The 11,869-nt window shown below is 63.7% G+C and carries 12 protein-coding genes and 1 tRNA gene; 10 read left to right on the top strand and 3 right to left on the bottom strand.

From position 1 onward, the window contains the following. Complete coding sequence (locus tag J5J09_RS01590) at positions 1-354, bottom strand: hypothetical protein (RefSeq protein ID WP_208547968.1); 354 nt, start codon at positions 352-354, stop codon at positions 1-3. A 102-nt stretch (positions 355-456) separates the two neighbouring features. Then, the gene (locus J5J09_RS01585) at positions 457-1,248 is read right to left on the bottom strand and encodes a helix-turn-helix transcriptional regulator (protein ID WP_208547967.1); all 792 of its coding nucleotides are present in this window, start codon (positions 1,246-1,248) and stop codon (positions 457-459) included. 117 nt (positions 1,249-1,365) lie between these two features. On the opposite strand from J5J09_RS01585, the gene J5J09_RS01580 reads away from it, so the two are divergent. The 6 genes from J5J09_RS01580 (at position 1,366) to J5J09_RS01555 (ending at position 7,927) form a co-directional block, all read left to right on the top strand. Beyond that, positions 1,366-2,709 (top strand): glutamine synthetase family protein, encoded by a 1,344-nt coding sequence (locus tag J5J09_RS01580; RefSeq protein ID WP_208547966.1) that lies wholly within the window; start codon positions 1,366-1,368, stop codon positions 2,707-2,709. 39 nt (positions 2,710-2,748) lie between these two features. After that, positions 2,749-3,879, top strand: a complete 1,131-nt coding sequence (locus J5J09_RS01575) for a PotD/PotF family extracellular solute-binding protein (RefSeq protein WP_208547965.1) — start codon at positions 2,749-2,751, stop codon at positions 3,877-3,879. A 69-nt stretch (positions 3,880-3,948) separates the two neighbouring features. Then, positions 3,949-5,046: an ABC transporter ATP-binding protein gene (locus J5J09_RS01570; protein ID WP_208547964.1), complete on the top strand. Its 1,098-nt coding sequence runs from the start codon at positions 3,949-3,951 to the stop codon at positions 5,044-5,046. Between the two features lie 2 nt (positions 5,047-5,048). Beyond that, on the top strand, positions 5,049-5,927 hold the full coding sequence (locus tag J5J09_RS01565) for an ABC transporter permease (RefSeq protein WP_208547963.1): 879 nt from the start codon (positions 5,049-5,051) through the stop codon (positions 5,925-5,927). After that, positions 5,924-6,760 (top strand): ABC transporter permease, encoded by an 837-nt coding sequence (locus J5J09_RS01560; RefSeq protein ID WP_208547962.1) that lies wholly within the window; start codon positions 5,924-5,926, stop codon positions 6,758-6,760. The genes J5J09_RS01565 and J5J09_RS01560 overlap by 4 nt, the downstream gene beginning before the upstream one ends. A gap of 3 nt (positions 6,761-6,763) precedes the next feature. Next, complete coding sequence (locus tag J5J09_RS01555; RefSeq protein WP_208547961.1) at positions 6,764-7,927, top strand: iron-containing alcohol dehydrogenase; 1,164 nt, start codon at positions 6,764-6,766, stop codon at positions 7,925-7,927. 173 nt (positions 7,928-8,100) lie between these two features. Here the strand turns inward: J5J09_RS01555 and J5J09_RS01550 are convergent. Beyond that, positions 8,101-8,175: transfer RNA gene (locus J5J09_RS01550), tRNA-Thr, on the bottom strand. A gap of 5 nt (positions 8,176-8,180) precedes the next feature. Here J5J09_RS01550 and J5J09_RS22740 point away from each other — a divergent pair. The 4 genes from J5J09_RS22740 to hisD all read left to right on the top strand — a co-directional run bounded on the left by J5J09_RS22740 (position 8,181) and on the right by hisD (position 11,868). Beyond that, entirely contained in the window at positions 8,181-8,531 is a 351-nt protein-coding gene (locus J5J09_RS22740; protein WP_246745766.1) for a hypothetical protein, read from the top strand. Positions 8,532-8,649: 118 nt separating this feature from the next. Continuing rightward, on the top strand, positions 8,650-9,942 hold the full coding sequence (murA, locus tag J5J09_RS01540) for a UDP-N-acetylglucosamine 1-carboxyvinyltransferase (RefSeq protein ID WP_208547960.1): 1,293 nt from the start codon (positions 8,650-8,652) through the stop codon (positions 9,940-9,942). A gap of 146 nt (positions 9,943-10,088) precedes the next feature. Then, positions 10,089-10,526, top strand: a complete 438-nt coding sequence (locus J5J09_RS01535) for a DUF2948 family protein (RefSeq protein ID WP_208547959.1) — start codon at positions 10,089-10,091, stop codon at positions 10,524-10,526. Between the two features lie 43 nt (positions 10,527-10,569). Further along, entirely contained in the window at positions 10,570-11,868 is a 1,299-nt protein-coding gene (gene hisD, locus J5J09_RS01530) for a histidinol dehydrogenase (RefSeq protein ID WP_208547958.1), read from the top strand. Position 11,869: the final 1 nt, after the last annotated feature.

Here is an 11,869-nt window from a genome sequence, read left to right as displayed (position 1 = left end):
TTAGAAGCCGTCCGTCGCGTGCTCTTCGAGCCATCGCTGCAACGCCGCGATGAGGCGCAGTCGAAGGCTGGCGTTTCGCGCGAACGCGCGCGCCAGCGACAGGTCGCCCGGCCGAAGGCCGAGTTCCGTCGATAGGTCCGCAAGCGTCATCGACCGCTGGGCAAGCACTATGCGGACGCGGTCGATGGTGCGGGGCGTGAGATAGCGGCCCGAGGCAATCGGGTCGGCTGCCGCCGCTGCTTCGCCTGACGGGCGATGCCCAATCCACTCGAGGAACTGCCGTCGCTCCTCGCCGGATGCCTTGGTCCAGGAGCGCTGTAGTTTCTCAAGGCGCGTGCGGCCATCTTTTTTCATGATCGCAGTCGCTCCCCCCGTTTCGTCGAAAGCCTCCTTGGCCGCAACACGTGTCGAGGTCAACCGCGAACAGAGGGCAAGCCGTCACGGGAGGAAACGGTGTCAGACCGCGAGTTCCGAAATGAAGCGGGCGAAGAGCTCGGCCTGGGAGGAGATCTCAAGCTTGTGATAGATGTTCTTGCGGTGGATCTTCACCGTTCCCTCGGCGATATGAAGGCTTTCGGCGATCGACATATTCGAGTGGCCGCGCAGGATGAGCGAGGTGATCTCGATCTCCCGTGGCGTCAGAAGGCCGTCGGTCATCCGGTCAAGGCAGGCGTTGATCGTATCGGGCGGTGTCCGGCTCTGCTCATGGTGCCGGTCGCTCGCCCCGCTGTCCGCATAGTGCCGTTCGACCAGCAGTCTGATCACGGGCTCCACCGCATGAACCGCGTCGAGGTCGCGTCGACCGAAAGCCGGTGAACCCACCGGCCGTGTAAAGCTGACGACGACGCCATAACCGGATGCAGGACGACAGACGATGCCGACTTCGTCCCTTATCCCCGTCAGGGCATAATGACGACGGAAATATTCGGAGCTGTAGAACTGGTCGGGCGCCATGTCGCGTAGCCGCCTGACCCCGGTGATCGCCGCGTTGGTTGCAGCCGCATAAAAGGGATCGAGGAGATACGGTCCAGCCGCGTAGGCTTCAATCACGGTGGCCGCCCGATGGGGATCGATATTGTAGTAGTGCGCGGTCGGACGGGATGCGCCATTATAGCCGAACACCATAAAAACGTCGAACTCGAGCACTGTCTTCAGCGCCGATTCAACGCGAGCCTCGAAGTCCGGCTGCCCCTCGGAAGCAAGGAGCTCCGCCAGTGTCCTGTTCCAGGCGGCAAACCCTTTTTCCAACCTGTGTCTCCGTCATGCCGGGAAATGTCGCAACAATCGGTCGCCGACTATCCCTTTGGGGATATTTCCTTACCCATTCGGGCTGCCTAACCTCAAGTCAATTCTGAGAAGGCCCCCATGACGATCAATAGCCGTTCCGCGACCGAGTTTGAAACCGCAATCCGTGATCTGGGTGCGAAGTCCGTGCACATAGGCATGGTCGATCCAGAAGGAGAGTTCCGCGATAAGCTGGTCTCGGCCGACAAGGCGATCAAGCTGGCACGCGACGGCTATCCCTTCTGCGAAGTGCTCTATTTCTGGGATATCGCCGAGAGTACCTATCGTGACGGTGCGTTCGTCGACCGTCCAGCACAGCTCTTCGCTGATACAATCCGCGCCTACCCGTTCGCCGAGGACACCGCACTCTGCCTTGCGGACTTCTCCGGTGACTTCGGCCGCCGTTCGCCGCGCAACGTCTGCCTCGAGCAGCTCGCAAGGGCGTCCGACCGTGGCTTCGACGTGCTCTCGGCCTTCGAATTCGAATTCTTCGTCTTCGACGAGACGCCGGAAACGCTCAAGGCCAAGAACTACCGGGACCTCACCCACTTCGCCCAGGGCAACCGCACCTATTCCCTCCAGACGTCCGCACTCTACGGCGATTTGCTCGAAGGTCTCGAGGAGACCATGTCGGTCATGGGCGTCAAGCTCGACGCAATCCATACCGAGCTTGGGCCGGGCTGCTTCGAAGCGCCACTGACCTATGCAAAGGGCATCAAGGCGGCCGACGACGCCTTCCTGTTCAAGAACTTCGCAAGATCTTATTTCGCCCGCAACGAGCTGACGGTCAGCTTCATGTCCAAACTGTCGCCGGCGCTTTCCGGCCAGTCGGGTCACCTGCATCTGTCGTTGCGCGACAAGGCGGGCAATCCTGTCTTTGCCGATGCGGACGCCCCCGACGGGCTGTCGGCCACGGCGCGGCATTTCATTGGCGGTCTCCTGACGCTGATGCCGGAGCTTCTGGCGATGTGCTCGTCCACGGTCAACGCCTACAAGCGGCTGGTGCCGGGCGCCTGGGCGCCGACTTCCGCCAACTGGGGCGTGCAGAACCGCACCGCCGCCGTGCGCGTGATCAACGACAGCCGCGACGCGACCCGCCTCGAATTCCGCGTGCCGTCGGCCGATACGAACCCCTATCTGGCGCTTGCGATGTTCATCGGCGCCGGGCTCTACGGGATCGATAATGCTATCGAACCGCCGCCGCACAGCGCCGAGAACTTCTATGCCTCCGCGCCCGCGCCGGACGCCGTCTTTCCTCGCGATCTCTGGGACGCCGCGCAGCGTCTCAAGCGCAGCGAAAAAGCGCGCGAAATCTTCGGCGATGATTTCGTCGACAGCTTCGTCGAAAGCCGGGAGGTGGAATTCTCGCACTATCAGAAGCAGGTCAGTGAGTGGGAGATCAGGCGCTATCTCGGCGTCGTCTGATCGCCCCTCGTCAGTTGGATGAGAGAAAGGAAAACAAGAATGACAAAGGGAACAGCCAATATCAGCCGCCGCTCGGTGCTTCAGGGCATGGGTGGCCTGGGTCTCGCCGCCGCCGGCGGGAGCCTCCTCGGCCTGCCGCGCATGGCGAACGCGGCCGAAAGCCTCAATTACATGTGCTGGGAGGGCTATAACGCGCCCAGCATTCTCGAGCCCTTCCAGAAGAGCAATGATGCGACGATCGCCATCGACCTGATCACGGACTCCGCCGGTGGTTTCGCCAAGCTCGCCGCTGGCGCCTTCCGCGAGTTCGACCTCGTGTCCTCAGACAGCCCCTGGATCCAGCGCATGGGCCCCGCCGGCTTCTGCCGCTTCCTGGAGGATGCCGACTTCGCCGACCAGTACGCCGATTTCTATCCGCAGTTTCGCGCCCCCTTTGCGCCGCTGCAGCATGAGGGCAAGGCGACCGGCCTGCCGACGCGCTGGGGCTGGGTCGGACCGACCGTCAACACCAAGTTCGACAAGCTCGAGACCTGGTCGAGCTACGCGCCGGTCTTCGACAGCGCCTACAAGGACAAGATTTGCCTGCTCGACTGGGGTGACTGGCCGATCATGCCGCTGGCCCTCTATGCCGGCGTGAACCCGTACGAGGAACTCGACGAGGCCGCCCTTGGCGAAGTCCGCAAGGTCCTTCGCGCCGCCTTCAAGAACACCCGCGCTATCGTCGCCGATCTCGCCGTGGCCCAGAAGGGTCTGATCGACGGTTCGTTCCGCGCCCTCATCGGCGGCGGCACCTACTGCACCTCGGCGCTCAGGCTGCAGGGTCACGACTACATCCAGTCGATCGTTCCCGAGCCGAAGGACGGCCTGAAGCAGGGCATCATCTGGATGGAGGCCACAGGCCTGATCGACAACGGCAAGAACTCGCAGATTGCCGCCGACTTCCTGAAATACATCGTCTCGCCCGAGGTGGCCAAGCAACTGGCGATCACCGAGGCGACCTGCAACCTGGTTCCCAACCAGAAGGCGGAAGCCCTTTTCTCCGAAGAGGAGAAGAAGGCGCTGCAGATGGATTACATGTGGACGGCCTGGGACAACAGTCAGTTCCACACCGTTGCGCCGAACATCGACGATATGTTGGCGATCTGGCAGGAAGAGCTCGCCGCACGGTAAACCGATTGGGCGGGCCGCCGCACGACACGGCGGCCCCTTTTCTTTCCGCAAGCATGGGGGACGCCTGTCTTGTTATCGCCGATTATCTCCGCCTCGAACATCATAAAGGACTACGGTTCCGCGCGCGCCCTGCATGGCGTTTCGCTGGACGTCGGGGAGGGGGAGTTCGTCGCGCTCGTCGGTCCGTCCGGCTGCGGCAAGACCACGCTTTTGAAGATCCTCGCCGGTTTCGAGGACCTCACCGAGGGAAGGCTGCAGATCGCCTGCCAGGACATGAGCGGCGTGCCTGCCGCAAGCCGCCCGACCCGCATGGTGTTCCAGAAGCTGGCGCTCTTTCCGCACAAGACCGTGGCCGATAACATCGGCTTCCCGCTGAAACTGAAAAAGGTCGCGCCGAGCGAAATCCGCGAGCGGGTGGGCGTCATGATCGACCTGATGCATCTCAAGCGGGAATATCTCGACCGCTATCCGGCGCAGCTTTCGGGCGGCGAGCAGCAGCGCGTCGCGCTGGCTCGTGCGCTCATCTCCCAGCCAGGCGTGCTTCTGCTTGACGAGCCGATGAGCGCCCTTGATGCCAAGCTCAAGAAATCTCTCCAGGCGGAACTCAAGAAACTGCACCGCGAAATCGGCACCAGCTTCGTGCTCGTGACCCACGATCTGGAAGAGGCGATGATGCTTGCCGACCGGATCTGCGTCATGCAGGCCGGACACGTCGTTCAGGTCGGTACGCCCTCCGACATCTACTACCGGCCGGTCAACAGGTTCGTCGCCGGCTTCATCGGCGAGACCAATTTCATCCCGGTGGCGGTGGACGGTCGGGCCGCCGGTGGCGCGACGGTCCGTTCGCCGCTGGCTGACGGACAGCCTGCGGCGCTCCCGGCCGATCATGTGTCCGCTGGTTTGGCAGTGGATGGAACCGCCCTCCTGGTCAGGCCCGAAACCATCGGCTTCGTCTCTGGCGATGCGCCCGCCGGCTTCTGGTCTATGGGCGGCACCGTCGAGGAATACTTCATCAAGGGCGCATCCACCCAGTACCGGGTTCGTGTTCCCGGTCTCGACAATCCTGTCGTCATGGAACTGCCCGGCTCGATCATCCTGCCTGCCGATGTCGGTGAGAAGGTTCGCATCGGCTTCGACCCCGCCTCCGCCTTTCTGTTGTCGGAGTGAGCATGAAGATCGAGCAAAAGAGCTGGAAGGACCCGGTGCTCGTGGCGGCCGTCGCGCCGCTCGCGATCGTGATGCTGGTCTTCTTCCTCATTCCGCTTCTCATGACGGTGGTGCTGACTTTCCAGACCACCCAGTATTACAGGCTGGTCTGGACCTGGGATCTGAAGATCTGGACGGAAATCTTCTCCAAGCCGCACTACTGGACGATCATTGGCCGCACCGTCGTGATGGCCATCATCTGCGTCGCGCTGTGCCTGCTGATCGCCTTTCCCGCCGCCTACGCGCTCGCCACGCGGCTCAAGACCTACAACACCCAGATCCAGATCCTGATCGTCTTCGCCTTCCTGACCGATGCCGTGCTGAAGACCTTCGGCTGGATCCTGGTGCTCGACCGCAACGGCGTGGCGAACTGGATGCTTGCGCATGTCGGATTTCCGCCTGACGCGCTCAATCTGCTGTTTACGCCGGCGGGCACCATGATCGGCATGGTCTACAACCTCGTCGTCTATCCGATGTTCACAATCTACCTGTCGCTCGTCCGCATCGACCGCGACCTGCTACTCGCCGCCTACGACGCCGGCGCCTCGCGTCTGCGCACCTTCTTTGAGATAACCCTGCCGCTGTCGCGACCGGGTCTTTATTCCGGAGCGGTGCTCGTCTTCGTCCTCAGCCTCGGCGCCTTCCTCGAGCCAAGGGTTCTGGGTGGGGGCACATCGCCTCTGGCGTCCGAACTCATCCGCCAGAGCTTCGAGACCCGGGTCAACTGGCCGCTCGGCGCCGCGCTCACCATCGTGCTGATCACCGTCGGCGCGTTGACGCTGGCCCTTGTCGGCCTTCTCGCCAGCAGGAGAACCTCCGTCCGAGGGGAGCAGGCCGCATGATATCGCATCGCCTCAAGGACCGGCTCATCGACATCGCGCTCGTCGGCACGCTGGCACTCCTGCTGGTCTTCTTCTACGTGCCGATCGCCACGCTGGTCGCGTTCTCCTTCACGTCCAGCCGGGTACTGACCCTGCCGATCGAGGGCTTCTCGTTCGAATGGTATGGCGAACTGCTGCGCAAGCCGGATTTCCTTCCGGCCGTCGCCAATTCGGCGATCGTGGCCGCCGTCTCGACCGTCTTCGCAACGATCCTCGGCACCGCCGGCGCCGTCGCCTGGATCCGCTACCGGTTCCGCCTGCAACGCCTGTTCCAGATCGTTACCTTCGCGCCGCTGCTCTTTCCGCAATTGCTGCTTGGTGTCGTCATGCTGCTCTGGTTTTCCGTGCTCGGAAACTGGCTTGGCTTCTCGACGGGTCTCATGACTGTCATCATCGGCCATGTCGTCTACATCACGCCCTTCGCCCTCGTGATCGTCGCCGTCCAGGTTTATGGCTTTGACGATACCCTGGAAGACGCCGCCCGCGATGCAGGGGCCAATGGCTGGGAGGTGTTCCGCGAGGTGACCTTCCCGCTCCTCTGGCCGGGCATCTTTTCCGCCGCCATTTTTGCCTTCCTGCTGTCCTGGGGCAATTTCTATGTGTCCTACTCGCTGGCAGGCACGGCCCGAACGCTGCCGGTGTTCGTCTACAGCGGCATCGCCGTCGGCTCCTCGCCGATCTACCCGGCGCTGGCGACACTCAACTTCATTCCCGCCCTGTTCCTGGTCGCCTTCGCCGAGGTGTTTCGCCGCCGGGCCTTGAGGCGACAGGCCATGCCATCCACGGAGGCTTAGACCATGATCACCGCACCCCTCTCCGTCAGCAGCAACTGGAGCTTTCCGACTGCCGTCCGTTTCGGCAATGGCCGCATCGGTGAACTGGCCGATGCCGTCCGCTCGCTGGGTGCCGCCGCTCCGCTGGTCGTCACCGATGCCGGTCTCAAGGACCTCTTTCCGGTGCAGCGCACGCTGGAGGTCCTGCGTGCGGGAGGACTGCGGCCCGGCCTCTTCCATGACGTGAAACCCAATCCGACCGGCCGCAACGTGGCCGGGGGTGTCGAGGCCCTCCGCGCCGGCGGGCACGACTTGGTCGTCGCGATCGGTGGCGGCAGCGCGCTCGATGCCGCCAAGGCGATCGCGCTAATGGCGTCGCAGACGATCCCCATGTGGGATATGGAGGACATCGGCGACAACTGGACCAGGGCCGATACCTCGCGGCTGACGCCGGTCATCGCCATCCCGACAACGGCCGGCACCGGCTCGGAGCTCGGCCGCTCCTCCGTGATCACCCATGACGAGGAACATCGCAAGGTCATCGTCTTCCATCCGCGCATGATGCCTGATCTCGTGATCATGGACCCCGAACTGACGACCGGCCTGCCGCCGCATATCACCGCGGCAACCGGCATGGACGCGCTGTCCCATGCGCTCGAGGCGCTCTCCGCGCCGAGCTTCCACCCGATGGCAGAGGGTATTGCGCTGAACGCGCTGCGGCTGATCAAGACCTGGCTGCCGGTGGCCGTTGCCGATGGCAATAATCTGGAGGCGCGGGGACAGATGCTGATCGCCTCGGGCATGGGCTGCGTCGCGTTGCAGAAGGGCCTCGGCGCCATCCATGCGCTGGCTCACCCGCTCGGCGCCCTTTATGATGCCCACCATGGACTGCTCAATGCGGTGCTGATGCCCTATGTCCTCGAGTTCAACGCCCCCGCGATCGACGAGAAGCTGGAACTTCTGTCCCGCACGCTCGACCTTCCGCACTATTGCGCGGCCGGCGTTCTGGACTGGATGCTGGACCTAAGGGGCGAACTGAACATCCCCCCGACGCTCTCCGCGATGGGCCTGACCGACATCGACGAGGAAAAGGTCGTCGCCATGGCCGAGGTCGACCCCTGCGCCGGCGGCAACCCGATCCCGCTAGACCGCAAGTCGCTGCTGGGCATCCTGCAGGCCGCGCGGTAGCACCAGCAGACTACCCCGACAAACACGCGCCAGCCTCCAACAGGCCAGCGCACCCGACCGCTTGCGTATCGCTGGGCCGCGCCAAAAAATCGGCACGGCTCCCGCTTGAATGCAGCAGGATGAGCGCCCGGATGCCGATCTGTCTCGGGCAGAAATTCGAATGTTTGGAAAAATGGTGCTGCTAGAGAGATTTGAACTCTCGGCCTCTCCCTTACCAAGGGAGTGCTCTACCCCTGAGCTATAGCAGCATCTGTTGGCGACGCGGTTGCGCCGTCCGGAGCGAGTGGCCTATTGCCACAGCTTCGGCGGCAGCGCAAGCCGCAAAAAGAGTTTGATGCAACAAAAGAACTGGCGCTTGCGCCGCCTTCCGCAGCACGCGGTTTTTCGCTATGCAGGGGCCATGTCGAAAGAACCCGATGAAAAGGAGCCGACGGCGCGTGAGCGTGCCGTGGCCGCCGCCAAGGAACAGCGCGAGGCGCGAGCCGCGAAGAAGCTGCGCGAGAATTTGCTGCGCCGCAAGCAGCAGGTTCGCGCCAGACGCGCCGGGGAGGCGGACGACGCAGTCGGTCTGCCTGCCGCAAAATCGACGCAGGACGATGATTAGCCGGCAATTCCCGCGTGGAATTGAAGACCTCATGCTTTTCGTCTAAAGACCCCCATCCTTCTCCGGCTGGACGACCGGACCATCATTGATAGAGGCGGGCCTCGCCCGAGAGCTGAACATGGATCGAATTCGCATTGTCGGCGGCAACGAGCTCAAGGGCGTGATCCCGATTTCCGGCGCCAAGAACGCGGCGCTGCCCCTGATGATCGCCTCGCTGCTGACGAGCGACACGTTGACGCTCGAAAACGTGCCGCATCTGGCCGATGTCGAGCTCCTGCTCCGCATTCTCGGCAATCACGGCGTCGATGTCGCGGTCAACGGCCGGCGCGAGCACCAGGACGGCTCCTATGCGCGCACCATCCATTTCACCTGCCGCACCGTCGCAGATACGACCGCGCCCTACGAGCTGGTATCGAAGATGCGCGCGAGCTTCTGGGTCATCGGTCCGCTTCTCGCCCGCGAGGGCAGGGCGCGCGTATCGCTGCCCGGCGGTTGCGCCATCGGTACCCGCCCCGTCGATCTCTTCATCGAGGGACTGGCGGCGCTGGGCGCCGACATGGAAATCGATGGCGGCTATATCAACGCCACCGCGCCGAAGGGCGGCCTGATCGGCGCCAGCTACACGTTTCCGAAGGTCTCCGTCGGTGCGACCCACGTGATGATGATGGCGGCCGCGCTCGCTCGCGGCACGACGGTGATCGGCAATGCCGCTCGCGAGCCGGAGGTTGTCGATCTCGCCAACTGCCTGATCGCCATGGGCGCGAAGATCACCGGCGCCGGCACCGCAACGATCACCATCGAGGGCGTCACGAGCCTCTCCGGCGCGCGCCACCGCGTCTTGCCGGACCGCATCGAGACCGGCACCTATGCCATGGCCGTTGCCATGACCGGCGGCGACGTGACGCTGCAGGGAACCGATGGTGCTCTGCTGGAGACGGCTCTGGAAGCGATCCGCCGCGCCGGGGCGGAGGTGACTGCCGTCGACGGCGGCATCCGCGTCATCGGCCATGGCAACGACATCCGTCCCGTCGACATCGTCACCGAACCTTTCCCGGGCTTCCCGACGGACCTGCAGGCGCAGTTCATGGGTCTGATGACCCGCGCCAACGGTGTCTCGCATGTCACCGAGACGATCTTCGAGAACCGGTTCATGCATGTGCAGGAGCTTGCCCGGCTCGGTGCCCGCATCAGCCTCTCCGGACAGACGGCGCGGATCGAAGGCGTTCGCACGCTGAGGGGCGCGCCGGTCATGGCGACCGATCTGCGCGCCTCCGTCTCGCTTGTCATCGCCGGTCTTGCCGCCGAAGGCGAGACGGTTGTCAATCGCGTCTATCACCTCGACCGCGGCTTCGAGCGGCTGGAAGAGAAGCTCGGCCGTTGCGGCGCCTCGATCGAGCGCATCAGCGACTGAGTCCGACTTTCGTCGAAACGGCGGGCGGCCTTTGCCTAAAAAACGCCCGCCTGCTCATCTTCGTCGTTGCGTCCTGCAACGCAGCAACCTATTTCCAGAGAAGGTGAAATTCTAGCGTGGCCTTGCCACCGACGGACGGGATGAGCATGGAAAGCCTGAAACTGATGGCGCTCGATGGCGACGATCTGGCGATCGTCTCGGCCCACATGCAGGACGCGGTCTTCAAGGTGGGCGACATCACCTTCTCGCCGAAGGGCGGGCATTTCGCTCTCGCCGCCAACCGCTTCGTGTGGGAAAAGGCCAATGGCCAGCGCAAGACCTACGAGCGTCGCCGCGCCGTGATCAGCTTCAAACGCGTGCGCGCGGTCCGCTCCGCTGGTGTCGACCGCAGCCGGTCGGATGATGTGAAGTCGCTCCTGGCGCTGCGCTATCTGCCCGACGGCGAGGGGCCGGACGGCAAGGTGGAACTCGTCCTGTCGGGTGGCGGCATGATCGTTCTGGACGTGGAATGCATTGAGGCGCAGCTGGCCGATACCGGCGGTGCCTGGGAAGCGTCGTCTCTGCCGCGGCATATAGGCGATTGAGTGCCGGCGACGGCATAGTGTTGATTTGAGGGGACATACGCAGGTGGCGATCTGGCTCGAACAGACATCCGAAGGCTTTGAGAAGCGGTTCGCCGACTTCCTGACGACCAAGCGCGAGGTGTCGGACGACGTCAATCACGCCGTATTGGCGATCATTGCCGATGTCCGGTCCCGCGGCGATGCGGCACTCGCGGACTATTCCCGACGGTTTGACGGCATCGATTTCGCGGTGACTCCCATGCGGGTGACGCCGGCAGAGATCGACGAGGCGATGGGACAGGTGGAGCCGGAGGTGATCGCCGCTCTCAGGCTCGCCGCCGAGCGGATCGAAAAGCATCATGCCCGCCAGATGCCAAAGGACGACATCTACGAGGATGCGATCGGCGTCGGCCTCGGGTCGCGCTGGACCGCGATCGACGCGGTTGGTCTTTACGTGCCAGGCGGTACCGCGAGCTATCCGAGTTCGGTGCTGATGAACGCGCTGCCGGCGAAGGTTGCGGGTGTTGCGCGCATTGTCATGGTCGTGCCGGCCTCCGGCGGCCGGATCAACCCGACGGTGCTTGCCGCGGCGAAGATCGCCGGCGTCGAGGAAATCTATCGCATCGGTGGTGCGCAGGCGGTAGCCGCTCTCGCCTACGGGACCGAGAGCATTGCCCCGGTCGCCAAGATCGTCGGACCCGGCAATGCCTATGTCGCCGCCGCCAAGCGCCACGTCTTCGGCACCGTCGGCATCGACATGATCGCCGGACCCTCTGAAGTGCTTGTCATTGCGGATCGCAACAACGATCCCGACTGGCTCGCGGCTGATCTCCTGGCCCAGGCAGAGCATGATCCGGGTGCCCAGTCGATCCTGATCACTGATGACGCCGGTCTCGGCCACGCGGTCGAGGCGGCGGTCGAGCGGCAATTGAAGAGCCTGTCGCGGTCCGAGACCGCCACGGCGAGCTGGCGCGATTTCGGCGCCATCATTCTCGTTAAGACCCTGATGGATGCGATACCGCTCGCCAATCGTATCGCCGCCGAGCACCTGGAGCTTGCCGTCGACGATCCCGACGCTCTGATGGTCGATATCCGCAATGCCGGCGCCATTTTTGTCGGGCGCCATACGCCCGAGGTGATCGGCGACTATGTCGGCGGGTCCAACCACGTCCTGCCGACGGCGCGTTCGGCACGCTTTTCCTCCGGTCTTTCGGTGCTCGATTTCGTGAAACGCACCTCGATCCTAAGACTTGGGCCTGACCAACTGCGCCAGCTGGCGCCGGCCGCGATCGCGCTCGCGACCAGCGAGGGACTGGATGCACATGCCCGCTCCGTTGCCATCCGTCTCAATCTCGGGGGATAGC

The sequence above is a fragment of the Ciceribacter sp. L1K22 genome, from assembly GCF_017599385.1.
Classification (GTDB): Bacteria; Pseudomonadota; Alphaproteobacteria; order Rhizobiales; family Rhizobiaceae; genus Allorhizobium.
This window is presented reverse-complemented; position numbering and strand designations above follow the sequence as displayed.

Coding starts and splice junctions, on each gene's coding strand:
- J5J09_RS01590 (WP_208547968.1), bottom strand. CDS start 354: ATGAAAAAAGATGGCCGCACGCGCCTTGAGAAACTACAGCGCTCCTGG.
- J5J09_RS01580 (WP_208547966.1), top strand. CDS start 1,366: ATGACGATCAATAGCCGTTCCGCGACCGAGTTTGAAACCGCAATCCGT.
- J5J09_RS01575 (WP_208547965.1), top strand. CDS start 2,749: ATGACAAAGGGAACAGCCAATATCAGCCGCCGCTCGGTGCTTCAGGGC.
- J5J09_RS01565 (WP_208547963.1), top strand. CDS start 5,049: ATGAAGATCGAGCAAAAGAGCTGGAAGGACCCGGTGCTCGTGGCGGCC.
- J5J09_RS01560 (WP_208547962.1), top strand. CDS start 5,924: ATGATATCGCATCGCCTCAAGGACCGGCTCATCGACATCGCGCTCGTC.
- J5J09_RS01555 (WP_208547961.1), top strand. CDS start 6,764: ATGATCACCGCACCCCTCTCCGTCAGCAGCAACTGGAGCTTTCCGACT.
- murA (WP_208547960.1), top strand. CDS start 8,650: ATGGATCGAATTCGCATTGTCGGCGGCAACGAGCTCAAGGGCGTGATC.
- J5J09_RS01535 (WP_208547959.1), top strand. CDS start 10,089: ATGGAAAGCCTGAAACTGATGGCGCTCGATGGCGACGATCTGGCGATC.